This window comes from Bacillus sp. ISL-7, assembly GCF_018613065.1.
The window spans coordinates 22,972-47,570 of sequence record NZ_JAGGQW010000057.1 but is presented as its reverse complement, the minus strand read 5'-3'; the positions used below and the strand labels follow the sequence as shown (position 1 = coordinate 47,570).

Annotated in this window: 25 protein-coding genes; 8 read left to right on the top strand and 17 right to left on the bottom strand. The window is 38.4% G+C overall.

Features of this window, described 5'->3' with window-relative positions; all coding sequences use genetic code 11:
- Nucleotides 1-72: 72 nt before the first annotated feature.
- From J7E66_RS23495 to J7E66_RS23480, 4 genes are all read right to left on the bottom strand, one after another.
- A complete protein-coding gene (locus J7E66_RS23495) occupies nt 73-831 on the bottom strand; it encodes a hypothetical protein (RefSeq protein ID WP_215004292.1) in 759 nt (252 codons plus the stop codon).
- 96 nt (nt 832-927) lie between these two features.
- Nucleotides 928-3,366 (bottom strand): DNA topoisomerase IV subunit A, encoded by a 2,439-nt coding sequence (parC, locus tag J7E66_RS23490; protein WP_215004291.1) that lies wholly within the window; start codon nt 3,364-3,366, stop codon nt 928-930.
- Nucleotides 3,363-5,342, bottom strand: a complete 1,980-nt coding sequence (parE, locus tag J7E66_RS23485) for a DNA topoisomerase IV subunit B (RefSeq protein ID WP_215004289.1) — start codon at nt 5,340-5,342, stop codon at nt 3,363-3,365. Before parE ends, parC begins: the two co-directional genes overlap by 4 nt.
- A gap of 288 nt (nt 5,343-5,630) precedes the next feature.
- Entirely contained in the window at nt 5,631-6,047 is a 417-nt protein-coding gene (locus J7E66_RS23480) for a CoA-binding protein (protein ID WP_215004287.1), read from the bottom strand.
- Nucleotides 6,048-6,412: 365 nt separating this feature from the next.
- On the opposite strand from J7E66_RS23480, the gene plsY reads away from it, so the two are divergent.
- The 4 genes from plsY to J7E66_RS23460 all read left to right on the top strand — a co-directional run bounded on the left by plsY (nt 6,413) and on the right by J7E66_RS23460 (nt 9,031).
- Nucleotides 6,413-7,012 (top strand): glycerol-3-phosphate 1-O-acyltransferase PlsY, encoded by a 600-nt coding sequence (gene plsY, locus J7E66_RS23475; RefSeq protein WP_215004285.1) that lies wholly within the window; start codon nt 6,413-6,415, stop codon nt 7,010-7,012.
- Between the two features lie 131 nt (nt 7,013-7,143).
- The gene (locus tag J7E66_RS23470; RefSeq protein WP_215004283.1) at nt 7,144-8,295 is read left to right on the top strand and encodes a CapA family protein; all 1,152 of its coding nucleotides are present in this window, start codon (nt 7,144-7,146) and stop codon (nt 8,293-8,295) included.
- Between the two features lie 47 nt (nt 8,296-8,342).
- Entirely contained in the window at nt 8,343-8,522 is a 180-nt protein-coding gene (locus J7E66_RS23465; protein ID WP_215004281.1) for a hypothetical protein, read from the top strand.
- 167 nt (nt 8,523-8,689) lie between these two features.
- Nucleotides 8,690-9,031 carry a CPBP family intramembrane glutamic endopeptidase gene (locus J7E66_RS23460; RefSeq protein WP_215004279.1) on the top strand — a complete coding sequence of 114 codons (342 nt, stop codon included), beginning with the start codon at nt 8,690-8,692 and terminating at the stop codon, nt 9,029-9,031.
- A gap of 48 nt (nt 9,032-9,079) precedes the next feature.
- Here J7E66_RS23460 and J7E66_RS23455 read toward each other — a convergent pair whose 3' ends face one another.
- The 8 genes from J7E66_RS23455 to mtnA all read right to left on the bottom strand — a co-directional run bounded on the left by J7E66_RS23455 (nt 9,080) and on the right by mtnA (nt 14,984).
- Nucleotides 9,080-9,397, bottom strand: a complete 318-nt coding sequence (locus J7E66_RS23455; protein WP_215004277.1) for a hypothetical protein — start codon at nt 9,395-9,397, stop codon at nt 9,080-9,082.
- Nucleotides 9,398-9,445: 48 nt separating this feature from the next.
- Nucleotides 9,446-9,877 (bottom strand): acyl-CoA thioesterase, encoded by a 432-nt coding sequence (locus tag J7E66_RS23450; protein ID WP_215004275.1) that lies wholly within the window; start codon nt 9,875-9,877, stop codon nt 9,446-9,448.
- 27 nt (nt 9,878-9,904) lie between these two features.
- On the bottom strand, nt 9,905-12,226 hold the full coding sequence (locus J7E66_RS23445) for an AAA family ATPase (RefSeq protein WP_251033103.1): 2,322 nt from the start codon (nt 12,224-12,226) through the stop codon (nt 9,905-9,907).
- A gap of 102 nt (nt 12,227-12,328) precedes the next feature.
- Nucleotides 12,329-12,559 (bottom strand): small acid-soluble spore protein Tlp, encoded by a 231-nt coding sequence (tlp, locus tag J7E66_RS23440; protein WP_215004271.1) that lies wholly within the window; start codon nt 12,557-12,559, stop codon nt 12,329-12,331.
- 129 nt (nt 12,560-12,688) lie between these two features.
- On the bottom strand, nt 12,689-12,832 hold the full coding sequence (locus tag J7E66_RS23435; protein WP_098260605.1) for an acid-soluble spore protein N: 144 nt from the start codon (nt 12,830-12,832) through the stop codon (nt 12,689-12,691).
- 67 nt (nt 12,833-12,899) lie between these two features.
- Entirely contained in the window at nt 12,900-13,031 is a 132-nt protein-coding gene (locus J7E66_RS23430) for an FbpB family small basic protein (RefSeq protein WP_088087694.1), read from the bottom strand.
- Between the two features lie 143 nt (nt 13,032-13,174).
- Nucleotides 13,175-13,711 carry a redoxin domain-containing protein gene (locus tag J7E66_RS23425; protein WP_215004269.1) on the bottom strand — a complete coding sequence of 179 codons (537 nt, stop codon included), beginning with the start codon at nt 13,709-13,711 and terminating at the stop codon, nt 13,175-13,177.
- Between the two features lie 223 nt (nt 13,712-13,934).
- Nucleotides 13,935-14,984 (bottom strand): S-methyl-5-thioribose-1-phosphate isomerase, encoded by a 1,050-nt coding sequence (mtnA, locus tag J7E66_RS23420; RefSeq protein ID WP_215004267.1) that lies wholly within the window; start codon nt 14,982-14,984, stop codon nt 13,935-13,937.
- Between the two features lie 183 nt (nt 14,985-15,167).
- On the opposite strand from mtnA, the gene J7E66_RS23415 reads away from it, so the two are divergent.
- Nucleotides 15,168-16,205: an NAD-dependent epimerase/dehydratase family protein gene (locus J7E66_RS23415; protein WP_215004265.1), complete on the top strand. Its 1,038-nt coding sequence runs from the start codon at nt 15,168-15,170 to the stop codon at nt 16,203-16,205.
- A 104-nt stretch (nt 16,206-16,309) separates the two neighbouring features.
- On the opposite strand, the gene abc-f is transcribed toward J7E66_RS23415, so the two are convergent.
- Together abc-f and acnA are read right to left on the bottom strand one after the other, a co-directional pair.
- The gene (abc-f, locus tag J7E66_RS23410; RefSeq protein WP_215004263.1) at nt 16,310-18,040 is read right to left on the bottom strand and encodes a ribosomal protection-like ABC-F family protein; all 1,731 of its coding nucleotides are present in this window, start codon (nt 18,038-18,040) and stop codon (nt 16,310-16,312) included.
- A gap of 325 nt (nt 18,041-18,365) precedes the next feature.
- On the bottom strand, nt 18,366-21,071 hold the full coding sequence (gene acnA, locus J7E66_RS23405; protein WP_215004261.1) for an aconitate hydratase AcnA: 2,706 nt from the start codon (nt 21,069-21,071) through the stop codon (nt 18,366-18,368).
- A gap of 330 nt (nt 21,072-21,401) precedes the next feature.
- On the opposite strand from acnA, the gene sspO reads away from it, so the two are divergent.
- A complete protein-coding gene (gene sspO / locus J7E66_RS23400; RefSeq protein WP_026567316.1) occupies nt 21,402-21,554 on the top strand; it encodes a small acid-soluble spore protein O in 153 nt (50 codons plus the stop codon).
- A 36-nt stretch (nt 21,555-21,590) separates the two neighbouring features.
- On the opposite strand, the gene J7E66_RS23395 is transcribed toward sspO, so the two are convergent.
- On the bottom strand, nt 21,591-21,860 hold the full coding sequence (locus tag J7E66_RS23395; protein ID WP_088087700.1) for a hypothetical protein: 270 nt from the start codon (nt 21,858-21,860) through the stop codon (nt 21,591-21,593).
- 113 nt (nt 21,861-21,973) lie between these two features.
- On the opposite strand from J7E66_RS23395, the gene J7E66_RS23390 reads away from it, so the two are divergent.
- Nucleotides 21,974-22,111, top strand: coding sequence for a small acid-soluble spore protein P (locus J7E66_RS23390; protein ID WP_088087701.1), 138 nt, complete (start codon nt 21,974-21,976; stop codon nt 22,109-22,111).
- Nucleotides 22,112-22,192: 81 nt separating this feature from the next.
- Here the strand turns inward: J7E66_RS23390 and selA are convergent, their stop codons facing one another.
- Nucleotides 22,193-23,599, bottom strand: a complete 1,407-nt coding sequence (selA, locus tag J7E66_RS23385) for an L-seryl-tRNA(Sec) selenium transferase (RefSeq protein ID WP_215004259.1) — start codon at nt 23,597-23,599, stop codon at nt 22,193-22,195.
- 169 nt (nt 23,600-23,768) lie between these two features.
- Between selA and J7E66_RS23380 the strand changes: the two genes are divergently transcribed.
- On the top strand, nt 23,769-24,167 hold the full coding sequence (locus J7E66_RS23380) for an Hsp20/alpha crystallin family protein (protein ID WP_215004257.1): 399 nt from the start codon (nt 23,769-23,771) through the stop codon (nt 24,165-24,167).
- A gap of 185 nt (nt 24,168-24,352) precedes the next feature.
- On the opposite strand, the gene J7E66_RS32960 is transcribed toward J7E66_RS23380, so the two are convergent.
- Nucleotides 24,353-24,592 carry an Rdx family protein gene (locus J7E66_RS32960; protein ID WP_348982605.1) on the bottom strand — a complete coding sequence of 80 codons (240 nt, stop codon included), beginning with the start codon at nt 24,590-24,592 and terminating at the stop codon, nt 24,353-24,355.
- Nucleotides 24,593-24,599 lie beyond the last annotated feature (7 nt).

Genomic DNA, 24,599 nt, shown 5'->3' with positions numbered 1-24,599 from the left:
TAAGTATATTCCCGACTGGAAATTCCGTCAAATTTTTGCAAAAAAAAACACAGGGAATCCTGTGTTTAGCTATCATTTATTGATTTCTTTATTAACCACCGTGCCGATGAGCTTCCAATGACCTTTTTCTAACAACCAAGTAGATTTAACCAATGCAATAAGGTCCGCATTTGCGATTCCAGTAACCCTTTGCTCCCCCAGTAATCCCACTTTATTGCCCTCTAATTGTATCGGTTGAAGACTGCTAAAAGGGTTTACGGTTAGCTCCGTGGGCTCATTTATCTTTCCTTTATAATAAAGGCCGAGCTTTTTATAATACTTTTGACGGTCCTTTAGATCAAACCGATAGAATTTTCCTGTTTTAGCAAGTTTGATTTCAGCTTTATACCCATTTAAAAAATGGCTATCCATTTCAAGCGGCTCAGGCAGGGCTAAATTCGTATGGACAAAATCCTTCATAGAAAAAGAGTAGTTATGAACAATTCGCTCATTTTCTCCGGTTAACACACTTGCAAATAAATCCTTCACTCCATCATGGTTTAAGTCCACTAGCAGGAGTGACGCCTTTGCACCACTTTCCAAAGGGAAGGAAAAGGTCTTTCCATTGGAGGCGGCAATTTCAATATAGATTTTCTCTAAAAATGTATCTTCTTTCTGATAAGGAACACCCTTTAAAAGGATTTCTTCCTCCTTTTCGTCTCCTGTAATATCTTCTTGTTCTTTTGTTATGGTGACCGTTTTTGTAGTTTCCTCAATTGCATAAACCCCAGTAATCGCAGTAAGTGACATGAGAAAAAACGAAGCAATCACCAGAAGCATCTCTTTTTTCATCCATGAACCCTCCCAACTCTGTTATTAGTTAGTATGTCCAGTTTTGGAAAAAAGATGAAAAAGTGACTCTCTTATTTTTAGAGAGTCCACAAAAAATTATTCATTTGGTTTTTCAGGTGCTGCTACTTTCCAAACAGTGGTTACCTTGCCGTTATCATCCTCATCAAGTATAAACGATCCATTCGAATAACGGTCACTGAAGTGAATATCTACTGTATGAAGTGTTTCGATATGTCCTTTTTCCGTTTGGAGATAAATAATATCCTGCTCATTAGCAATAACAAATCCGGTGATTCGGTGTGGATTTGACTTAAGCTCTCTTAAAATGACAACTCCGCGCTTGGCTCGAGTTGCTTTTTCAAACTCTTTCATTTTCATCCTCTTCACAGCTCCACGCTGCGTCGTAATAACGATCGTTTCATTACTATCTGGATGAATGATTTTTCCGCCAATGACAAAATCGTTATCCTTTAAATTCATCCCTTTAACTCCGGCAGCACGTGCACCGACAATACTGATTTCTTCTTCATGAAACCATAAGGAGTAACCTAAGTGGGTGATTAAGAATAATTCTTCCGTTCCATCTGTTATATGAACATCAGTTACTTGATCATCATCCTTGAGGTTGATGCCAACAAGCGGTTTGGAATATCGTTGTGCTTTATATTGTTTAAGCTCTGTTTTCTTGACCATGCCATTTTTCGTGACAAAGACAAGGAATAGATTTGCCTCAAAGTCTTTAACCGGAATCGCTTGGATAATCTCTTCCTCACGTTCAATTGGAATAATATTCGCGACATGCTGTCCAAGGTCTTTCCAACGAATATCCGGAAGCTCATGAACAGGGCAGAATAAATAATTTCCTTTATTCGTGAAGAGGAGAAGGACATCCTTTGTATTCATTTCAAGCTGAGCTAACAAACGGTCTGAATCTTTCATCGCTAAATCCTGGCCATTGGAAGCTGCATATGAACGTGGGCTCGTCCGTTTTACATACCCTTGTTTTGTGATCGTTACAATCACGTCTTCGCTAGGAACGGTAACTTCAAGATTGATTTTCAATTCTTCGATTTCAGCTTCAATCTTAGAACGACGCGCATCTGCAAAACGTTTCTTCACATCTTTTAATTCTTTTTTAATGACAGAGAAAAGAGTTTTCTCACTTGCTAAAATACTAGTAAGCTCGTCAATTTTCTTCGCTAATTCTTCCGCTTCCTGCCTCAGTGCAGTGATATCGGTGTTTGTTAAGCGATAAAGCTGTAAGGAAACGATCGCTTCGGCTTGCAGCTCTGTGAAACCATACTTTGCCATCAAATTATCTTTCGCATCGCGTTTATCCTTGGATGCGCGGATGGTGGCAATTACTTCATCAAGGATGGATAAAGCTTTCATTAATCCTTCAACGATATGCTGACGCTCTTTCGCTTTATTAAGGTCATATTGCGACCTTCTTGTCACAACTTCTTTTTGGTGTTCGATATAAGCGTCCAGCATTTCTCTTAGTCCCATTAATTTTGGACGTTTTTTATAGATGGCAACCATATTAAAATTGTAGGTTACTTGAAGATCACTATTTTTGTATAAATAGTTCAAGACACCTTCTGCATCGGCATCTTTCTTTAAATCAATGACTATTCTTAAGCCTGTTCGGTCCGTTTCATCGCGGATCTCTGAAATTCCTTCTACTTTTCGATCGAGACGGAATTCATCCATTTTTTTAACAAGATTGGCTTTATTGACTTCATATGGTATTTCGGTAATGACTATTTGCTGCTTACCGCCACGAACCTCTTCTATTTCTGCTTTGCTCCGGACGATAATTTTCCCTTTACCAGTTTCATAGGCTTTTCTAATCCCATCAATCCCTTGAATGATACCGCCTGTAGGAAAATCTGGCCCTTTAATGATGGTCATCAGTTCGTCTACAGATACATCCGGTTGATCCATTCTCTTGATTACTCCGTCAATGATTTCTCCAAGGTGATGCGGGGGAATATCCGTTGCGTAACCTGCTGAAATTCCTGTCGAACCATTGACAAGAAGGTTCGGGAACATCGCTGGCAAGACCGTTGGTTCTTTCGATGTATCATCAAAGTTTGGAATAAATTCAACGGTATTTTTTTCGATGTCACGCATTAATTCAGCAGCAATCGCTGAAAGCCTTGCTTCAGTATAACGCATAGCTGCCGGCGGATCACCATCAACGCTACCGTTGTTTCCGTGCATTTGAACGAGGACGTTTCTAACCTTCCAGTCCTGACTCATCCGCACCATTGCCTCATAAACAGAGGTATCACCGTGTGGGTGGTAGTTACCGATTACATTACCAACGGTTTTTGCTGATTTTCGAAATCCTTTATCGTTCGTATTTCCTTCCACATGCATCGCATAAAGAATTCTTCGCTGAACAGGCTTTAGGCCGTCACGTGCATCCGGAAGGGCACGTTCTTGAATGATGTACTTACTATATCTGCCAAAACGATCACCAATTACATCTTCTAGAGGCAAGTCACGGAATTTTTCATTTGTACTCATCCTTCAGAATCCTCCTCGGAGACCGTAATATTTTCATTTTCTAAAATGGTGTCATCTTCTTCTAAACCAAATGCTACATTACTTTCGATCCACTTGCGGCGCGGTTCAACCTTGTCGCCCATAAGGGTTGTAACGCGGCGTTCTGCTCGTGCAACATCATCGATTTTTACACGAATCAATGTCCGTGTTTCTGGATCCATTGTTGTATCCCATAGCTGGTCGGCATTCATTTCGCCAAGTCCTTTATAACGCTGAATAATATAGCCTCTGCCCACTTTTTTCAGGGCACCCTGGAGCTCATCATCACTCCATGCATATTCGATAATTTCCTTTTTGCCTGTCCCTTTACTCACTTTATAAAGCGGCGGGAGGGCAATAAACACTTTGCCTGCTTCTAGCAGCGGCTTCATATATCGATAAAAGAAGGTAAGTAATAAGACCTGAATATGTGCTCCATCGGTATCAGCATCCGTCATAATGACAATTTTATCATAGTTGATATCTTCTACATTAAAATCCGTACCGACCCCACCGCCAATTGCATGGATGATCGTATTGATTTCTTCATTTTTAAAAATGTCAGAGAGTTTTGCTTTTTCAGTATTGATTACTTTACCTCTAAGTGGAAGTACGGCTTGAAAGCGGCGGTCACGCCCTTGTTTTGCGGAACCTCCCGCGGAATCACCCTCCACCAGGTATAGTTCATTTCTTTGAGGATTACGTGATTGGGCAGGTGTTAGTTTACCAGACAAAACGGCATCCGAACGTTTCCGTTTTTTACCGCTTCTAGCATCCTCACGCGCTTTTCTAGCAGCTTCTCGAGCTTGATAGGCTTTAATCGATTTTTTGATAAGAAGGGAGCTAATATCAGGGTTCTCTTCAAGAAAGTAGGAGAGATGTTCAGAAACAACAGCATCGACTGCTGACCTAGCCTCACTAGTTCCTAATTTCCCCTTTGTTTGTCCTTCGAACTGAAGTAGTTCTTCCGGGATTCGAACGGAGATTATTGCCGATAAACCTTCGCGGATATCTGCACCATCAAGGTTTTTGTCTTTATCTTTTAGGAATGAAACCTTGCGGGCATAATCGTTAAATACCCTGGTCATTGCTGTTTTTGCCCCTGCTTCATGGGTACCGCCATCTCTTGTGCGGACATTATTAACAAAGGAGAGGACATTTTCGGAATAGCCATCATTAAATTGAAACGCAAAATCCACTTCTATTCCATGCTGAGATCCTTCTAAGCTGATAACCGGATGAAGGACATCCTTTTCTTCATTTAAATAAGCAACGAAGGCTTCAATCCCATTCTCATAATGAAAGACTTCATGGAAATCATTACGATCATCGATAATATCGATTTTCAATCCTTTTAGCAAGAAGGCTGACTCTCGTAACCTCTCACATAATGTTTCGAAATTGTAAGTAGTCGTCGAAAAAATGGTCGGATCTGGCTTAAAATGAATCGTTGTTCCCGTTTGATTGGTTTTGCCGATTTTTTCGAGAGTGGTTGCTGGCTTTCCCCCATTTTCAAAGCGCTGTTCATATACGAAACCGTCCCTTTTAATCGTGACAGTTAACCATTCAGATAATGCATTAACTACCGATGCACCCACACCATGCAAACCGCCGCTTGTTTTATATCCGCCTTGGCCGAACTTTCCGCCGGCATGAAGCACTGTTAAAATAACCTCTGGTGTCGGTTTCCCCATTTTGTGCATACCTGTAGGCATGCCGCGTCCTCGGTCATTAACACTAATTGAATTATCTTTGTGTATTTTTACAATGATTTGATCACCAAATCCTCCAAGTGCTTCATCGACAGAATTGTCGACAATCTCATAAACGAGGTGATGAAGACCGCGTGAATCGGTGCTGCCAATGTACATTCCTGGACGCTTTCGAACCGCCTCTAGACCTTCTAGTACCTGTATGGCATCATCATTATAATCAAAAACTTGCTGATTCCTTGCCACTAAAATACCCCTTTCATTCCCTACAAAAAGAAGTATCCTTCTAATTGCTTCATGAACTAATTGATTAGTCATCTTTTTATTATCTTTTTATATTTTAAAATAGAACCAATGTTTGCCGCTTCTTATTTTATCATAAATCTTGCGGCTTCTATGCTATATTGTAGCGATTTATTTTAATTTGGCAAATACGTAATTTGAAACAACATATTTTTGTAATTATATTATCTAGCGTTTTTTGGGGGATTGAAAGAAAAAAACTGCTAATAATTAGCAGTTTTATGGTAAATATTATGCTTTTGTTAACGCATGTTCGACTTTAATGCAGCGGTTCATAATAACCGTATAGCCCTTGTTTTTTAAAAACTCATACGCCTCATCATTTTCTAGTCCAAGCTGCGCCCAATATACATCGGCATCAATCTCATCAAATTCTTTGGCTACATCGAACAATTGTTCTGACCTGCGAAAAACATTAACAATGTCTACATGTCCTTCAATATCTTTCAGAGATGCAACTGCCTTGACACCAAGAACCTGATCGACAGTAGGATTCACTGGAATAATGTCATAACCCGCTTTTTGCATAGCAGCTGAAACTTGATAGGATGTTCGTTCAGGATTATCACTCAAACCAACAACTGCAATTCTTTTTGCCTTTTTTAAAATTGTCCCAATTTCATTACGACTTGGATTTTCAATGCTCATATGTCTCACTCCCTTTTCTCTTTATTTTACCTATATTTTCAAAAAATACATAATAAAAAGTTCTTAACAGAAAAACCCCTGGTAGAAGAGGCTGCATAAAATATTCTTTAACTGGTTAAAAGTTTCGGTTTAACTTGTATCGTCGGCCGGTTTTTATATGTTTTATATGATTTTATCTCAATTATATTGTCCCTATACTTTGCTTTCATTGGATTAACAAAGGGTTTGAAAATTCTCCTTTTTTTCGTAATAAAATTGACTCTATTTGTACTTACTTTGGACAGAAAAGGAAAAGCGTGGTGTTTTTTCTATATTACATGGTAAAATAGAAGGACTGGATCTTTTTGTTGAAGGAGAATTTGTTAATGGTTCAAATTATTTTAGTTTTGGTTCTTGCGTATTTACTAGGTTCAATCCCTTCTGGTTTAATTATCGGAAAAGTATTTTATAAAACAGATATTCGCCAGCATGGGAGCGGAAATTTAGGCGGAACAAATACGTTTCGGACACTCGGTGTTAAGGCGGGCATGGCGGTGACACTTGCTGATATACTGAAAGGGACACTAGCAGCATCTCTGCCCTATCTTTTTCATGTCGATGTGAATCCATTAATGGCTGGAGTACTGGCTGTTATCGGTCATACCTATCCGATTTTTGCCGGTTTTCGTGGCGGAAAAGCCGTTGCTACTTCAGGTGGTGTCGTATTGTTCTACGCACCGTATATGTTTATCACAGTCCTTGTTATCTTTTTTATCAGCTTATACCTATCAAAATATGTTTCCTTATCCTCGATGATCGCAGGAATTACAGCTGTTCTGTTTGCTATAGTTACTGGTATTATTCGTGAATGGGACATCCCATTGCTCATCGTAGTATTTCTACTAGCATCGTTTGTGATATACCGGCACCGAGCCAATATTAAAAGAATTATTAATAAAACGGAACCGAAAATTAAATGGTTATAATGAAAAGGAACCTAAAGCGGTTCCTTTTTAATTTATTAAATAGTTTTAAAATTATAGAAGTATATAATATAGTATAACTAACAGTCTAAAAATGGATTACATAAAAAACAAGCGCCTATTAAGGAGTAATTATGAAACGGAATGCTATTATACCTTCAGTTTTAATTATTGTTGCATGTGTCGGATTAGCTTCTTATCTCTTAATTCAACAAAGTCAACATTCAGATGAAGACGAAAAAGTTTATCCTTTAAAAGAGCATAAGCCTCGTTCTTTACTATTGATCAATCACGAGATAACAGAAAAAGTAACACTTGGTGCCATAGGGGATATTTTGATTCACGACAAAGTTTATAAAGATGCCTTTAATGGAGCTGCCTATCATTTTGAACCTATGTTTGAAAATGTGAAACCTCTATTAGAAAAGCCAGACTTTTTAACGGCCAATCAAGAAAGTATGTTAGGGGGACAAGCACTGGGTCTTTCCGGTTATCCAAGGTTCAATAGCCCATACGAGCTAGCAGATGCACTCGTCCATACAGGGGTCGATATAGTATCAACAGCGAATAATCACACGTTAGATAAAGGCGAAAAAGGGATTAAGTCGGAAGCCGCTTATTTAGAAAGTATTGGACTGCCACATGTGGGAAGCTTCCTTGATGAAAAGGACCGCCAAAATTTGAGGATACTAAATAAAAATGGGATTAAGCTTGCTTTCCTCTCCTATACCTACGGAACGAACGGAATCCCAGTACCAGACGGAAAAGATTTTCTCGTCAACCTGATTAATCGCGAATCGATGAAAGAAGAAATTCATCGCGCCAAAAAGCAATCAGATGTAGTGGTCATGAGCATCCATTGGGGTAATGAGTACAAGCGAATGCCGACAAAAGAACAAAAAGACCTTGCAAAATTTCTTGCTAATGAAGGAGTCGACATTATCTTTGGCTCTCATCCCCATGTCTTGCAGCCAATGGAATGGATAAAAACAGCGGAAGGGAAACAAACATTCGTCGTTTATTCATTAGGGAATTTTATTTCCGCCCAACATGGCGACTATAAAGATATTGGCGGTTTAACCACCATTGATATTACAAAACATGTATCAGAAAAAGGAACCACCATTGATTTGTCTAACCCGGCTTTTTATCCAACCTATGTCGCAAGTAAAAAGAATCATAATTTCCGTGTGGTTCCATTAGAGAAAGCAGGATCATTTGGTCTTCGAAATGCTAATGCGAAATTTAAAGAAATTCAAACACATATGCAACAATGGCTCCGGTAAAGCGGGGCCTTTTTACTCATAAAAGAAAGGTAGGAGGAACAAAGCGGATGGAAGGTATTAATCGACAAGGTATCTTGTTAAGTTTGTTATTTTTAACCATGACCTATTTTTTTGCAAGAGGTTACTACACTCCTTTTTTTGTTTTTCTGATTGCTTTATTATTATTAGTTGCTTTTTTAAGGAAGAGAAACGCTTATTTGCCTGGATGGTCATATCATTTTTTTTAGGTAATCTATTGCTAGTGTATATGGATAACTTCTTCATAATTAGTCCATTTTTAAAAAACCCTATGCTATCAGGAGAAATTCAATTCCCTTTTAACTTCGCTTTTTCGTTAAGAAAATTTTTTCTTATCCTTTGCCTTCTTTCAATACTAGCTATTATTGGGATACTTTTGATAAAAAAAGATGAAGTGCAATGGCATCCTTTGCTATTCATTTTATTGTTTTCAATCATCAATGCATTGCTAGAAGAGGTTTTGTGGCGCGGAATACTTCTTTATAAACTGATTACGATAACCAATCAACGATTAGGTTTGATCGTCACCAGCATTGCTTTTGGTTTACATACGACCATGTTTGGATTTTCAATCTTAATATCAATTCTTTATATTTTTCTAGGATTAATATTTGGATTATTAACGTTATCATCTAAAAGTATCATTCCAGCTTTCATTGTTCATACCTTGATCACGATCCTATTAATAGTATCCGGATGGGGTAGGATTCCCGTATAAATTTGCCGAAATTCCTAAACTAAAAAGAAATCCGCACTTTTAGAGTGGTTACTCTTCAAGTGGACGGATTTCTTTTTGCCATATATGTTCAAACAAACCTTCTTTTTGTAAAATTTCTCTTTGTCGCTCACCTATTAAATCAAAATGCGAATAACCATCCTTCCGATGATGGATCCATTCTTTCCTTAACCCATGTTTTTGGCCCCAAACAGCTAATTTTACAAGGTCATTGCAGCCCACCTTAGTGACTGTATTTGAACCTGGAAAGCGATCATCAAGCCAATAATGGGTTAAAAACGCAATTTCTCCGTGGTCAATTTTTCTTTTCCATTCGCTTATTTGCTGTTTTTTAATTCCAAAGGCCAATCAAGACACCTCAATGTATAAATTATTTCGTCGATAAAAGTAAGAATTTTAGTCCTTTTTCTTAATTTCCTCATATTTTAAATACCATTCAGGAAATGCCTTTTTGAATGAAGACGGTCTAAAATTATCCTTTTTAACAATAATATGGGTTGTTTTTCCTTCTGCACATATTTCATCATCGCCATTTACAATCGTATATCCATAAACAGTTTTGATGCCATTATTTAATTCTACCCATGTTTTTACAAACCCTTTATCACCATAGCGTAACGGTTTTTTGTAGGTCACTTGAACGTCATAAACAGGAGCAAAATAACCTGACTCCTCCATGGCAAGATAATTGTATCCAATATCTTCAATAAATCCTGTTCTGCCAAGTTCAAAAAACTTTAGATAATTAGCATGGTAAATAACACCCATCATATCTGTATCAGCATAATAGAGCTGAATTTCTCTAGTCGAAATAAATAAATTTCCCACGGGTCACGACCCTTTCGTTATCATATTTTACATTTTATTGATTGCCTTTATTACATCTGCTACCTCAAGCAGCAGGGACTTTTCAAAAAGATCTTCATCTTCTGCAACATCCATTAATCTTGAGGCCTGTGCTTGAATCATTTCATCCACCATGTTTGTTGCAAAACGGCCATTCCCTTTGAAGGATTCTTCATCCATCTTTTGTAGTAACAGCACTTTTGCTTCCCCTGTTAGGTGGTATTGAAAACTATTAGCATAGAACGCCATGATTTCAAGCAGTTCCTCTGGTGAATAATCAGGAAATAAAAAGAACTTTTTAAAGCGGGAGCGAAGACCAGGATTGCTTTCTAGGAGCAAGTCCATTTCATGTGGGTAACCTGCCAAGACAACGACTAGGTTTTCATTATGCTTGGTCATTTCATCAACAAGTGTATCTATGACCTCTTTACCAAAATCACCTGTTGTCGAACTGAAAAGGGAATAGGCCTCGTCAATAAATAAGACACCACCGAGCGCTTCCCTAATTTTTTTCTTTGTTTTCCCTGCCGTTTGACCTACATATCCGGCTACAAAATCTGCCCTGCTTGCTACGATAAGATGACCTCGTTTTAAAATGCCACATTCCTTTAAAAGCTCCGCATAAATCTTAGCTACGGTTGTTTTCCCTGTACCAGGGTTTCCTGTGAAAACAGCATGAAGTTGAATAGGTACGGGCGGCAGCCCTTTTTTCATCCGGTACTGCTGCATTTTTACAAACTTGAAAAGGGACCGCATCTCAACCTTTAAGGCGTCTAACCCAATTAGTCGATCCAATTGTTCATAAGGAGACTCTACACTTTCCTCTTTGTCTAAAAGAAAGTCCTCTTTATTCAGTAACATATAATCTAAGATGTTATCATCCTTTACTTCCTTGTCAGAGCCCTTTTTAAAAATCGCATCTAAGACAATATTGCGGACTGTTCTTGCATTTCCAAAGGAATCATCCACCCGTTCACGATCGAGACGATGATTGATTTCGATTTTTGCTTCTTCGCTAAGGAAGTAATCATTATCTGATGCCACATGTTCTGCAATGCTTATTAATTCTTCATTCGAATAATTTGGCAAATGGATGAGATTGGACTGAGGAAAACGGCTTCGTAAACCTGGATTAGCATCTAGAAAGGAACGCATTTCCTCAGGATAGCCTGCCATAATGACCGCGAATTTCCCGCCATATTCATTTCCTGTCATAAGCGAAACCAGTGTATCAATCGCCGCTTGACCATAATCGTTGCCTGTTTGCCCCTCACGTTTTAGACTATAGGCCTCATCAATAAATAACACCCCGCCAATAGAGCGCTCGACAACCGTTCGGACGTTTTCTTCTGTTTGGCCGACAAATGAACCGACAAGCTGCGAACGATCCGTCTCAATTACTTCCTCACGAGGCAAGACACCTAATTCGTGATAAATTTTCGCAAGTAACCTGGCAAGTGTTGTTTTTCCTGTACCCGGATTACCGGTTAAGATCATGTTCAAGCTCAATTCGTCCTTTATTTGAAAACCGAGCTCCTTCCGCTGCTTTTGGTACTTTAAAAATCGGTAAAAATCATTGATCCGATTTTTAACAAACTCCATCCCAATCATTTCATTCAGTTGATCCAAGGCATTGATTCGATCAGGAAGACTCTCAGTTTCTTCTTCAATAAATTCCCTTTGCCAAGTAGCTTTAATTTCCTCTAAATTAGATAAGTGCAATTTCAAGTCATCATAATAGGTGGAAGTATGGAAAACACCTGTAATCGATTGATCGTACTCCTCAGCTGCCTTTAATAAGTTTCCTGTTTCGTCTATAGCAGAAGACAACAACCCGGAAAGAAGCTGATGTTTTTGGAATAAATCCTTATTTTCTAATGTTGAGGAAAGCTCTCTTTTCGTTTCTAAAACCTGGTGAATCTCATCGGCATCCGTTAAAAAGTTCTGACACACTTCTATGTATTGTTCCGCTGTTTTCTTTTTGGCTGTTCGATTATCTGTTTCTCTCATTGCAGGAAAGGTAAGCTGCGAAAGTAACCCCTCCATCTTTTTCCAATCCGATTGCATCATATATTCTTTTGCGGCTTGATTATCAGGGTAAAGTTTAAGCGCTCTTTCAAGCCATACCGTTGCCATTTTATCCTTTTTATTTCGACCAATCCGTGACAAAGCGGCAAGTGTTAATATCTTTGATAGGATAACGGGATTGGATTCGTACGTAAGAGCGGAAATTAGTGCACTTTCATTTGAAATGGACCCGTTTTCGTTCAATTCAAGTTCCCATTGCTTTAATTTATCATGTACTGTAAGTTGATTTACTAGTTGTCTCAAGGTTATCACTTCTTCTTCAAAATTTCCTTTCTATCTTACCATAACAGTCGCTCTATACCTAAACAAAAAGACCTGTCCATAATGAACAGGTCTCCCACTTTTTTAGCTTTCTTGATTATGCGCCTCATCCTTAATTTCTGAACGGAAGGAGTCGATGCTTTCACGTCGGCGTTCATTCTTTGCTTCAATTTCCTGACGTGTGGTCTCACTGTCTGTTAATGCTAAAGATTCTTCAGCTGCTTCGATATTATTTTCCGTATTTTGAATCATTGCTTGAAGCTTTTCAACGTTATCGCTGCGATCATCTGGATTCGGTTTGTTATTATAGGCCATCATAATTCCTCCTATGGTGTAATTGGTACAAATATAGTTTGTTACTGACTCCAAAAATTAAACTAAAAAAATTTTTTAATGACAAAAAAGACCCAGGGGCTTTCGCCCATTGAGTCTTATAATCTATACCTATTCACCTTTTGTTTGAATTACTTGGGCATGCTGCCCTGATGTATCATTCATTTTCTTCCCCTTATTCCCATTAAACCCTCGGGGTTGTGTGCCAGTATGGCTAGGTACAAAATGTTTGCTATCTTTTTTCGGATTACCCATGTCATGATCCCTCCTTACTTTCATTTTCTCCATAAGGTTGGAAAACATAATTGGTAATCTTTTTTAGTTATTCTGCTTTACCGAGACGTTTTTCTTCCAAGCGTTGTTCGATTTTTTCAATTGCAGCACGATCTTTTAAAAGTTGTGATTTATTTTCAGATACAAGCTCTGCAAACGAGCGTTTTCTAGGTTTTCTCATCGGTATCACCGTCCTTATTTCCTATTGTAACAGTAATTATGCCCGGAAACGGTTGCAATTATTACAACTTTTTGAAAATTATATCGTTTTTTAAATATTTATTATAAAAGAAAAAAACGCTGGAGTAATCCAACGTCTTTTGTTTATTTTAGTTTATTTGTAAAATCTTTCATATCTTCAAGTTTCATTCCACCGACATATTTATTCTGGATCATCCCTTTACTATCAATAAAATATGTAGTTGGAATGGAAAGTACTTGATAATTTTCATTTACTTTATCATCGGCATCAAGAGGGATTGGAAAAGTAATTTTATTTTCATCAACAAATCCTTGGACATCTAATTGTGGATCAATGTTAACCGCTAAAATTACGATATCCTTTTCCATTTGCTTAGAAAATTGCTCCATAGCTGGCATTTCTGCTTTACAAGGCGGACACCATGTTGCCCAAAAGTTAAGCATAACTTTTTTTCCTTTTAAATTGGAGAGTTTCACGGTCTCACCTGTTAATGTTTTAAGTTCAAAATCAGGTGCCTTTGCTCCTATAGCGAGTCCTTCATTACCAGCTGTTGTTTGACTTGTAGTTTCGGGAGTTTCTGTTTTTTTATCCATTGCCTGAACAATCGCTACTGTAAGTAATGTAACTAATATTACAGCAGCAATTACTTTTTTAATCATCCCCGAATCCTCCTTTACTTCATACTCTGCTACTTCGATTTTACACTATAAACTTAGGTGAAACAAAACTTGGATATGCCGAAACTGTGACAATTCACAAAGATTACATGTTTTTATAGATGTTTCCCATTTCAGCTAAAATATTTTTCGTGACTATTTCAACAATTGGATTAAGATCACTCGATAATATTTCCGTAATCATGGGCATCCTGATTGCCGTTTTTTAGGATTGAACAAGTCTAATTAGCTCTTCCTGATAATTTCCTTTTATTATACCCTTTTCGGTTATTATTGCTGTGACTAAGTCATTAGGAGTGACATCAAATGCTGGGTTAAATACTTTTACACCTTCAGGGGCTGTCCTTTTTCCAAATCCTTCAGTTATTTCGGAGGCATCCCTCTCCTCGATTGGGATATCAGCACCTGTCTTAGTTTCTAAATCAATGGTAGAGAGCGGTGCCGCTACGTAAAACGGAATATTATGGGCCTTCGCTAATAATGCCACGCCGTATGTTCCAATCTTGTTGGCGACATCACCATTTGCCGCTACGCGATCACAACCGACGATAACAGCGTCAACCCAGCCTTTTTGCATGACCATTGCTGCCATATTGTCTGTGATTAGGGTGACATCAATGCCAGCTTGCATAAGTTCCCAAGCTGTCAAACGAGCACCTTGTAAAAGCGGCCTTGTTTCATCCGCAAACACCTTTATATCCCAGCCTTTTTCTTTTGCTAAATAAAGCGGAGAAAGGGCTGTTCCATATCTTGCTGTAGCGATGCCGCCCGCATTGCAGTGTGTGAGAACTCCCATCCCATCCTTTAAAAGGTTTAATGCATTCTCCCCGATCGTACGGCAAACTTCTTCATCTTCATTGCGAATAGTATGTGCTTCATTTTCTAGTGCTTCTTTGATTTGAAGGATCGGTAATTCTTTTTCTTTTAAGGCTCTGTCATTCATTCGTTTTAGTGCCCAAAATAGGTTAACTGCGGTAGGTCGTGAAGTGGCCAAATAATCGGATTGCTTTTTAAAATGAGCATAAAAATCTTCAAAGGAATTTTTAGGTGCATCTTTTATACCAAGCACTAAACCATATGCTGCCGCGATTCCAATCGCTGGGGCACCACGGACTTTTAATTGTTTTATTGCAGCCCAGGCGTCTTCAATTTTAGTCATTTCAAGAAATTCTGTTATATTTGGAATTTTGGTTTGGTCAAGTATTTTAAGGACTCCGTTTTCATAAGAAACGGATTGTAAGTATGTGTTTTCCATGGAGAAACATCCCTTCTGCTTAAATAACCTCTATTATGTATTAAATTTCAACTTCTACCTATGTAATTTTAACAATATCCATGACATATGCAATACTTTCATTTTTATAAGATGGAATTCTTAAATATTAACTAAATTGCGCGAAAATTTGTTAAAATAAAAACAAGACTGGAGGGGATTCTTTTGAAGATTCTTGTTTTAGGTGGAAGTCGCTTTTTGGGGAGAACATTTGTGGAAGAGGCTTTGAGGCGAAATCATGAAGTGACGATTTTTAATCGCGGAATTCAAAATCCAGGAATAAAAAACGTTGAAGTCCTTACTGGGAATCGGTTTGGTAATTTGAAAGCGCTTCAAAACCGCCACTGGGATGCTGTTTTGGATACAAGCGGATTTATTCCATATACGGTCCAAAATACAACCAATTTATTGAAGGATCGCGTAAAACATTATACATTCATCTCGAGTATATCCGTTTACCAAGACTGGGTTCCAGAAAATTTAGATGAAAGCTACTCTGTTTTAGAAATGTCACTTGAGGAAGCTAATAAACTTTCAATGGATTCAGACGAGCCGGTTTATGAATATTATGGACATTTTAAAGCGTTATGTGAGCAGATTGCTGAAAAAAATTTGCCTGGACGAGTGTTAAACGTTCGTGCGGGTCAGTTAATTGGGCCGAATGATTATACCGACCGTGTTCCCTATTGGATTAACAGAATTTCAAAAGGCGGCAAGGTTATGGTGCCCGGGAGCCCTCATCGACGTGTGCAGGTGATTGACAATAAAGACCTTTCGAATTGGATTCTCGATATGGAAGAGCAGGATTCCACAGGAACCTATAATGCAACAGGGCCTGATTATTCTCTAACGATGAAAGAGTTTATCGACGCATGTATCAAAGTGACTGATTCAAATGCAGATGTGGTTTGGGCAGATGAGAAATTCCTTTTGGATCAAAAAGTGGCCCCTTGGACAGAGATGCCTCTCTGGGTACCAGAGAACTATCCTTTATCACCTGAGACTAAAGAGCCTTGGAAAGGTGCTTTCTCCATCAACGTGGATAAAGCCATTCAGAGTGGACTTTCTTTTAGAAAGCTTGAGGAAAGTATCGCTGATATTTATGAGTGGGAGAAAACTCGCCATTTGACGGAATATGAGTGGAAATCGGGGATACGAGCGGAAAAAGAGAAAGAACTGCTTACCATATTAGATGAAAAATAATCAACTTTTGGATTCTTAAATAAATCCGATTTTTTCACAAATAAACCATCAATTATCGGGGGAAAACAACAAAAGAGAGCAGATATCCCTGCTCTCTTTTGTTGTTAATTGCTTAAATTCCGTTTTTGCTTAAGAAGTTCTTTAAATTCTTGGTCTAATACAAGATATTTAGGATCTTTTTGATCGATTAATGATAATTCTCCCAAAATCACAGCGATCTTGTTTTCAATGATTAATAATGCTTCTTCTTGATTATCCTCATTCTTTATTTTTTTATTAAAATATTCCTCTGGTGTCATTTCTACCCGTTTAATTTGCTGGTTTTCAAATACTAGCAGCCGGTCGCATAATTTATTTAAGAAATAATAATCATGGGAAACCGTTATGATCGTCCCTTTAAACTCTGCTAATGTCTTTTCCAGCTGCTCCCTGCTCGGCAAATCCAAATGATTCGTCGGTTCGTCTAGGATAAGAACATCGTATTCTTTCATTAACATATCGACTAGCTTTACTCGTGTTCGTTCGCCTAAACTCAAAGTCCTAATTGGTTTAGTAATGAACGCGTCTTGTAAGCCCAAATTGGCGAGTAAGGTCCGTGCTTTTAACACATCTTCCCTATCTGTGAAACCTAAAGCCTCCATCACCGATTTATCGTCTGGTAAATCATCAACATCCTGACTTAAATAAGCAACGTTTATCGATTCACTCTTCCATATATTACCATCTGTATACGTCTCTTGATCTAGGATCATCTTAATTAATGTCGTTTTCCCGCAGCCATTTTCCCCTAAGAGTCCCATTCGCTCTCCATGATTAATGTAGAAGTTAGAGCTATGAAAGAGTGTTCGATCCTCGTACGATTTATTTAGACGCTTGGCCTCGACAATCCGTTTGCCTCTCTTCCCTTGAGTGTCAAACTGGAACCTTACTTGAACTTCATCTAACGGCTTATCAATTTTATTTTTTTCAAGCTCATTTTGCAGACGTTTCATTTTTGATTTCACTTGATTGTCTGTTTTTTTAGCCTTAGCCCGATGATATTCCTTAATACCATTTTGTCTTTTACTGGGTCCTGATCCCTTTTTGGTTGAATCACGATGGGCTTTTTCTGACCATGACTTTAATTGTTCCATTTGTGATTCAACCATTTCTATTTGCCGTTGCTGGGCGCTAAATTGATGGCGCTGATTCTCCGCCCGATGTTGTTTTTCAACACGATAGTCACTATAGTTACCATTGTAAAAGTGGAGTTTGCCATGTTCAATTTCGAAAATACGATGCACTGTTTCATCTAAAAAATGACGGTCATGAGAGATAATTAAGACAGGTCCTTGAAATTTTTCTAGTTCGGTTATCAGCCACTCAATCCCATGAAAATCCAAGTGATTTGTCGGTTCATCCAAAATTAAGAAGTCAGGTTTTGATGCCCAAACCGTCGAGAGTGCCAGTTTTAATTTTTCCCCTCCGCTTAAATGATTTAATCGGTCTTCCTCCCAGTCATAGACCTTTTGAAGACCTAACTCACTAGCATGCTGGAATAATTCTTTCGTTGTGCTTCCTGATAATGACTGATGAAAATCACTTATCTCATAATCAATCGACTGCGATAAATAGCCTATTGTTAACTCGCTTGATTTTTCGATGATCCCTTTATCGGGTGTTATTTTTCCAAAAAGGATATTGGCTAGTGTTGTCTTTCCTGTACCATTGTACCCGACAAGGCCAATCCTTTCCCCGTTCTTTATATCGAATTGGATATTTTCGAATACCTTTCTTAAATGAAAACTTTTTTCTAAGCCGATTACTTTAATGACTGTTTTTTGATTTGATTGCATAAAAAAACTCCCTTCAATTGAACCTGAAGAGAGATTATGTCTTAGAAATGATCCCAATTTTCCGTTAATATGAATCAACAAATAAACCTTTTAAAGGTTTTATTGGCATATACGATCAGGACATAAAAAAGGACAGACGAATCCTATTCTTCAGGTTCAACATTTTTCGTTATTCGAATCATGTCTGAAAAATAAGATTATAATTTCATCGTACCTTAATCATTCCTTTTCGTTTGTTAGTTTTATTTTATTAGACGATCATAAAATTTGTCAAACATTTCTTCCATAAAAAACACCATACCAGCTGGCATGGTGTTTTTCAATATTAAGCTTGTAATTTTTCACGTAGAACCATTGGAAGAATTCCGCCGTGACGGTAGTAATCAATTTCAACTTCAGAGTCAAAACGAACAAGAACTTCAAATTCTTTCTTGTTACCAGCTTCGTCCATTGCAGTTACTTTTAGAAGGTCACGTGGTTTTACATTTTCGTCTACTTGAACATCAATGGTTTCTTTACCTGTCAAGCCAAGTGTTTCAGCGCTTTCGCCATCTTTAAATTGAAGTGGAAGCACACCCATTAATACAAGGTTTGAACGGTGAATACGTTCAAAGCTTTCAGCAAGAACTGTTTTAATACCTAAAAGGTTTGTACCTTTAGCAGCCCAGTCACGTGAAGAACCCATTCCGTAATCTTTACCAGCAAGAACGATTAATCCAGTGCCGTTTTCTTTATACTTCATGCAAGCATCGTAAATAGATGTCACTTCGCCAGTTGGCCAGTAAGTAGTTACCCCACCTTCTGTTCCTGGTGCGATTTGGTTACGAATACGAATGTTTGCGAACGTTCCACGCATCATTACTTCGTGGTTACCACGACGGGATCCGTAAGAGTTAAAGTCGCGGATTGCAACGCCTTTTTCTAGCAGATATTTACCAGCTGGAGTATTTTTACCAATTGCTCCTGCAGGTGAAATGTGGTCAGTTGTAACTGAATCACCAAATTTACCAACAACACGTAGTCCTGCTAATGGCTCGACGATACCTGGTTCTGGTGATAAGCCTTCAAAGAACGGCGGATTTGCGATGTAAGTAGAATCCTCATCAAAAGTATATAAAGGCTCATTGCTTGTTTTGATATCATTCCAACGCTCGTTGTCACCGAACACGTTTGCATATTCCCGGCGGAATAGTTCAGGAGTTACTGTACGTTTAACAACATCATTAACTTCAGCCGTTGATGGCCAGATATCCTTGAAGAATACATCATTTCCATCTTTATCTTTACCAATTGCTTCGTTTGCAAAATCAATATTTACAGTACCAGCAAGAGCGTAAGCAACAACTAATGGTGGTGAAGCAAGGTAGTTTGCTTTAACAAGCGGGTGAATTCGTCCTTCGAAGTTTCGGTTACCGGAAAGAACAGATGTAACTAAAAGATCGTTTTCTGCGATTGTTTTTTCGATTTCTTCCTTTAATGGTCCGGAGTTACCGATACATGTTGTACATCCGTAACCAACGAGGTTGAAGCCGATTTGCTCTAGGTAAGGAAGTAACCCCGAATCACGAAGATATCCAGTTACAACTTTAGATCCTGGTGCTAAGGAAGTTTTTACGAATTTAGGAACTTCCATTCCTAATTCAACTGCTTTCTTCGCAACAAGTCCTGCACCTACTAGAACGTATGGGTTAGATGTATTGGTACAGCTTGTGATTGAAGCAATTGCGACGGCACCAGTTTTAATAGTAGTTTCGTCACCGTTTAGGAAATTAACAGTTGCAGACTTGTCAAGCTCATCTGCTTGTAAGCCGAAGCCTTGGTTTCCTTGTGGAGCAGAAACAGCTTTCACGAATTCCTCTTTCATTTTAGAAAGTGGAATCAAATCTTGAGGACGCTTTGGACCAGATAGATTTGCTTCAATGACTGAAAGGTCGATTTCAACTACATCTGTATAAACTGGCTCGATCGCTGGATCAAAGAACAAACCGTTTGCTTTGCAGTATTGCTCTACTACATTGATATGCTCTTCTTCACGGCCTGTTAAGCGCATGTATGCAAGTGATTCATCATCAATTGGGAAGAATCCGCAAGTAGCACCGTATTCAGGGGCCATGTTTGCAATTGTTGCACGGTCTGCAAGTGGCAGTACTGATACTCCTGGTCCGAAGAACTCAACGAATTTCCCTACAACCCCATGACTGCGAAGAACTTGAGTTACTTTTAAAGCAAGGTCAGTTGCTGTAGCACCGTTTGGAAGCTCACCTGTTAATTTAACACCTACTACTTCTGGTACAGGGAAGTATGAAGGCTGACCTAGCATTCCTGCTTCAGCTTCAATACCGCCAACGCCCCATCCAAGAACACCAAGACCATTGATCATTGTTGTATGGGAGTCCGTACCAACCAAAGTATCTGGATAAGCTTCTAATTCACCGTCTGTTTCTGCAACGTGGACAACATCAGCCAAGTATTCAAGGTTTACTTGGTGTACGATACCTGTTGCAGGTGGAACGGCGCGATAGTTATTAAATGATTTTTGCGCCCAACTTAAGAATTGGTAGCGCTCAGCATTACGTTCGAATTCATAATCCATGTTAATTTTTAAGGAATCAGCTGCTCCATATGCATCAACCTGTACGGAGTGGTCGATTACAAGATCAACCGTTTTTTCAGGGTTGATTTTGTCAGGATCTCCGCCTAAGTCTGCCATTGCTTTTCTTAAAGAAGCAAGGTCAACGACTGCTGGAACACCTGTAAAGTCTTGAAGGATAACACGAGCTGGCTTAAATGGTACGTCCACTTCTTTTAGCTCATTTGTGCCCCATTTTGCTAAGTTTTCAACATGCTCTTTTGAAATTGCACGGCCATCTAATTGGCGTAATACAGATTCAAGTAGTACTTTTACAGAGTAAGGCAAATTAGAAACTTTTCCAATTCCAGCCTCTTCTAGTGCACTTAAACGGTAATAGTTGTAACGTTTACCATTCACTTCAAAGGAAGTGCGTGCGTTAAATACATCATTTTTTACCATGTAAAAAACCCCCTAATTCGTCATTAATAAATCGAAAATTAACGAAAAGTTGAAAAGTTTGAATTTTCCCATCCTGCTTAACTTTTCTCACAATTCTAATCTTAATACAAGCGATTACATAAGTAAATTACAAGAAAGTTATTGCGATTGATAAGTTTCACTTATGTTTTTTATGTATTTTGTTCTGAAAATTCAAAAAACACTATTTGTGCTTATGTGATTTAAGTCATGGGAAAACCGCCTTTTTCATTATTTATTATCTCAAAAAACTTTTTCAATGTCATGTTTTTTGCTATGGAGGAAATAGTAAAAGTGTAGGAGGTGATTAGAATGGTGAAACGAAAGTCTAATCATGTAATTCCAGGGATGAATGCAGCCAAGGGGCAAGGTAAAGGTGCAGGTTTTAATGAGGAAATGGCGAGCGAACCAGAATTAACTGCAAAAGAAAGAATGAATAACAAAAAACGAAAGAAAAATCAATAATAGCAAAAAGCAGGCGGGCTCCCCCGCCTGCTTTTCCTATTCTGTCTGGTTTACTTCTGTCACCATGCTTTGCAGATCCTGCTGGAAACGCTCTAGCTGCGATCGTTGATGTTCCGATGCTACTTCTAGTGCATTTTCAATTTGTTGGTAGGCTTCATTGACTTCGTCTTTTAGATGCTTTAGTTGATGACCATAACTTGCACTATCACTTACAATTGTCTCGAATAGTCCTTGTGCATTCTCATACCCCTGCTGTGCTGCTTGAAACGCTTGTTGTTTATCTTTATTGTATGGGAATTTATCCATCTTTCTTCATTCACTCCTTCATTTTGTTTACCGTTAAATTGCACAGAACAACAAAAAATATACGGTATAAAAGGACTTTATCACTGCATCCTAACATATAGGAGGGATGCAATATGAACAAAAACGATGGCAAAGACATGCGGAAAAATGCACCAAAACAATCGGGGCAGCCTGAACCATTAAGCGGTTCCCACAAAGTCAAGAATCGCAACCATACTAGAGCCAAACATAATACACATCACGATATGTAGAAACTTATAAGATAGGCGCAAGTCAAAAAATGCCCAGCACTTTGTTTAAGTGCTGGGGCATCAGTCGATTACTAAGCTTTTCTATACTTTAATTAATGCCCGAAGCAGGTCCTCTTCTTCTTCTGGAGTCACGGTACGTAAATCAATGATAAATTCATCTTTTTGAATCCTTCCAACAATTGCTGGTTTCACTTCGGATCGAAGCTTTCTTCCCAACTGTTCTGCCGTCAATTCACGATGTTTTAAGGACACGACCATGGTTGGAAGCTCAACATCCGGCATCGTCCCCCCACCCACTTGACTTCTTCCTTCTGTAATTTTTGTAACATATTTTCCAGTATTTTGTAATAGATTTGTAACAAACGACTGCGATCGTTCGTCTAATTCTTCAGAGGAAACTAATAAATCACGAACGGTTGGAATATTTACTACGCCATTTTCTCCACGGGCATAATCGATTAACGTCCCCTCAAGCGCAGCCAAAGTCATCTTATCAACCCGGACAACGCGTGCCAACTGGTGTTTTTTTAAGCGACCAATGATTTCTTTTTTTCCAGCAATTATTCCGGCCTGTGGACCGCCAAGAAGCTTGTCACCACTGAAGGTTACAACATCTGCCCCTAATTCAATGACCTCTTTTACTACCGGTTCTTCACCAATTCCGTGCTTTCTAAAGTCATATAGAGCACCACTTCCAAGATCTTCATAAAAAATGGCACCATCTATTCGTTTCGTAAGCCCAACAAGATCTTCGGACTCAACAGATTTGGTAAATCCGATGACCTTAAAGTTGCTCGTATGTACCTTCATGACGATCGAAGTTTCTGAACTGACAGCTTTTTCGTAATCATTAAGATGTGTTTTATTAGTGGTGCCAACTTCTACAAGCTTTGCACCACTTTCTTCCATTATAGATGAGATTCGAAAAGAGCCACCGATTTCAACAAGCTGTCCCCTTGAAACAATGACTTCTTTGTTAGCAGCTAGAACTCTTAAAACCAGATAGACAGCAGAAGCATTATTATTAACCACCATAGCCGCTTCTGCACCGGTGATATCTTTAATTAATTCTTCAACATGACTATGTCTTGAACCTCTTTCACCTTCCGTTAGCTTATATTCAAGATTTGAATAGTTTCTTGCAGTGTCAATCACATGGTTGATTGCATTTTCGCTTAATCTAGCCCTTCCTAGGTTTGTATGTAAAATAGTTCCTGTCGCATTTATGACTTTTTCTAAGGTATAAGAATACTGTTTCTGTATTTTTGTTTCGAGAATAAAAAATAGGTCTTCAATAAAATGGTTGGTCCCTGGCCTGCCACCTGGCCAATTATCGTTTAGGATTGCTTCCCTAATGTTGTCAATGACCTCTTTAAGCTGTTTGGTCAGAAGCGTACGATCAAGCTGACTTTGTAGAAGGAGAGTTAAAAACCTCTCATGATTTTGAAGTTCATGGACCGGTGGAATTGAGCGTAGCCATTCTTTCAACATAAAAACTCCTTTATCACATGTTCTTTTCCTCTGACATTTGACTAGTAGCCGCCCGTTTGAATGAGTGGAATTTACAATCGGGCGCTCTAACTTTCCCAATTATATCACATCAGTTTCACGTTTTAAGTCACATTGAATAAAATGAAACGAGCAAGGGGGATTAGATATGTCAAAAAAGAAACAACTTAAAAATCAAACCTTGGATTTTGACTTAGTGGAGAAATGGCTGGAAAACTATTTTCTTGATCCACTTACTACTTATTATGATGAAACACAATTTCCAATCGATCTTTATGAAACAGAAAAGGAATGGATTGTTGAGGCCATTTTAAGGGAATTCGAGGCTTCGGAAATAAAGGTATATATAGAAGGAAATAAATTAATGATTTCTGCATCCAAATACCCCCCTTACATGAATAAACAAAAACGAGTCCGTTCCATTAATTTTCCGTTTCAAGTCATTAATCAGAACGTATTTGCTACATTTACAAATGGAATTCTAGAGGTATTTATTTCTAAAATAGAAAGAGGAGTAGGAAAAAATAGATTCATTACCCTGCCTTAAGAAAACTTGTGGCATCATTTTTTATGCTTAAGTTAACATAATAATTTTATCTGTAAAAAAACACCCCTCATTTCCAAACGGATTTGAGGGGTGTTTTTTTTGCTCTGTTAAACTGGTCTGTCGATTCGCGCCTTCCGCCCAAATTAACGTAGGCTATAAAAATCAACAATGACCTTTAACATAGCCTATTTTTTAGAAATGATCTCTATCATTTCATCGGTATCAGGGAAAACACCTGTTTCGAGCTTCGAATAGATCTTCTCTCCATTCACGGTCACTTCGAAAGCGCCGCCTGAACTTGGAATCAGTTCTAACTTTTGAATATCTCTAAAAAAATGATTAAATAGCTCTTCCGCGAAACTCGCGGCTTTTGGTGCGTAATTTCATTGCATGCAAAATTCAACAATAACATGATAGTTCTTCATAAAAATA

Coding starts and splice junctions, on each gene's coding strand:
- J7E66_RS23495 (WP_215004292.1), bottom strand. CDS start 831: ATGAAAAAAGAGATGCTTCTGGTGATTGCTTCGTTTTTTCTCATGTCA.
- parC (WP_215004291.1), bottom strand. CDS start 3,366: ATGAGTACAAATGAAAAATTCCGTGACTTGCCTCTAGAAGATGTAATT.
- J7E66_RS23480 (WP_215004287.1), bottom strand. CDS start 6,047: ATGAGCATTGAAAATCCAAGTCGTAATGAAATTGGGACAATTTTAAAA.
- plsY (WP_215004285.1), top strand. CDS start 6,413: ATGGTTCAAATTATTTTAGTTTTGGTTCTTGCGTATTTACTAGGTTCA.
- J7E66_RS23470 (WP_215004283.1), top strand. CDS start 7,144: ATGAAACGGAATGCTATTATACCTTCAGTTTTAATTATTGTTGCATGT.
- J7E66_RS23465 (WP_215004281.1), top strand. CDS start 8,343: ATGGAAGGTATTAATCGACAAGGTATCTTGTTAAGTTTGTTATTTTTA.
- tlp (WP_215004271.1), bottom strand. CDS start 12,559: ATGGCCTATAATAACAAACCGAATCCAGATGATCGCAGCGATAACGTT.
- J7E66_RS23435 (WP_098260605.1), bottom strand. CDS start 12,832: ATGGGTAATCCGAAAAAAGATAGCAAACATTTTGTACCTAGCCATACT.
- J7E66_RS23430 (WP_088087694.1), bottom strand. CDS start 13,031: ATGAGAAAACCTAGAAAACGCTCGTTTGCAGAGCTTGTATCTGAAAAT.
- J7E66_RS23425 (WP_215004269.1), bottom strand. CDS start 13,711: ATGATTAAAAAAGTAATTGCTGCTGTAATATTAGTTACATTACTTACA.
- mtnA (WP_215004267.1), bottom strand. CDS start 14,984: ATGGAAAACACATACTTACAATCCGTTTCTTATGAAAACGGAGTCCTT.
- abc-f (WP_215004263.1), bottom strand. CDS start 18,040: ATGCAATCAAATCAAAAAACAGTCATTAAAGTAATCGGCTTAGAAAAA.
- acnA (WP_215004261.1), bottom strand. CDS start 21,071: ATGGTAAAAAATGATGTATTTAACGCACGCACTTCCTTTGAAGTGAAT.
- sspO (WP_026567316.1), top strand. CDS start 21,402: ATGGTGAAACGAAAGTCTAATCATGTAATTCCAGGGATGAATGCAGCC.
- J7E66_RS23395 (WP_088087700.1), bottom strand. CDS start 21,860: ATGGATAAATTCCCATACAATAAAGATAAACAACAAGCGTTTCAAGCA.
- J7E66_RS23390 (WP_088087701.1), top strand. CDS start 21,974: ATGAACAAAAACGATGGCAAAGACATGCGGAAAAATGCACCAAAACAA.
- J7E66_RS23380 (WP_215004257.1), top strand. CDS start 23,769: ATGTCAAAAAAGAAACAACTTAAAAATCAAACCTTGGATTTTGACTTA.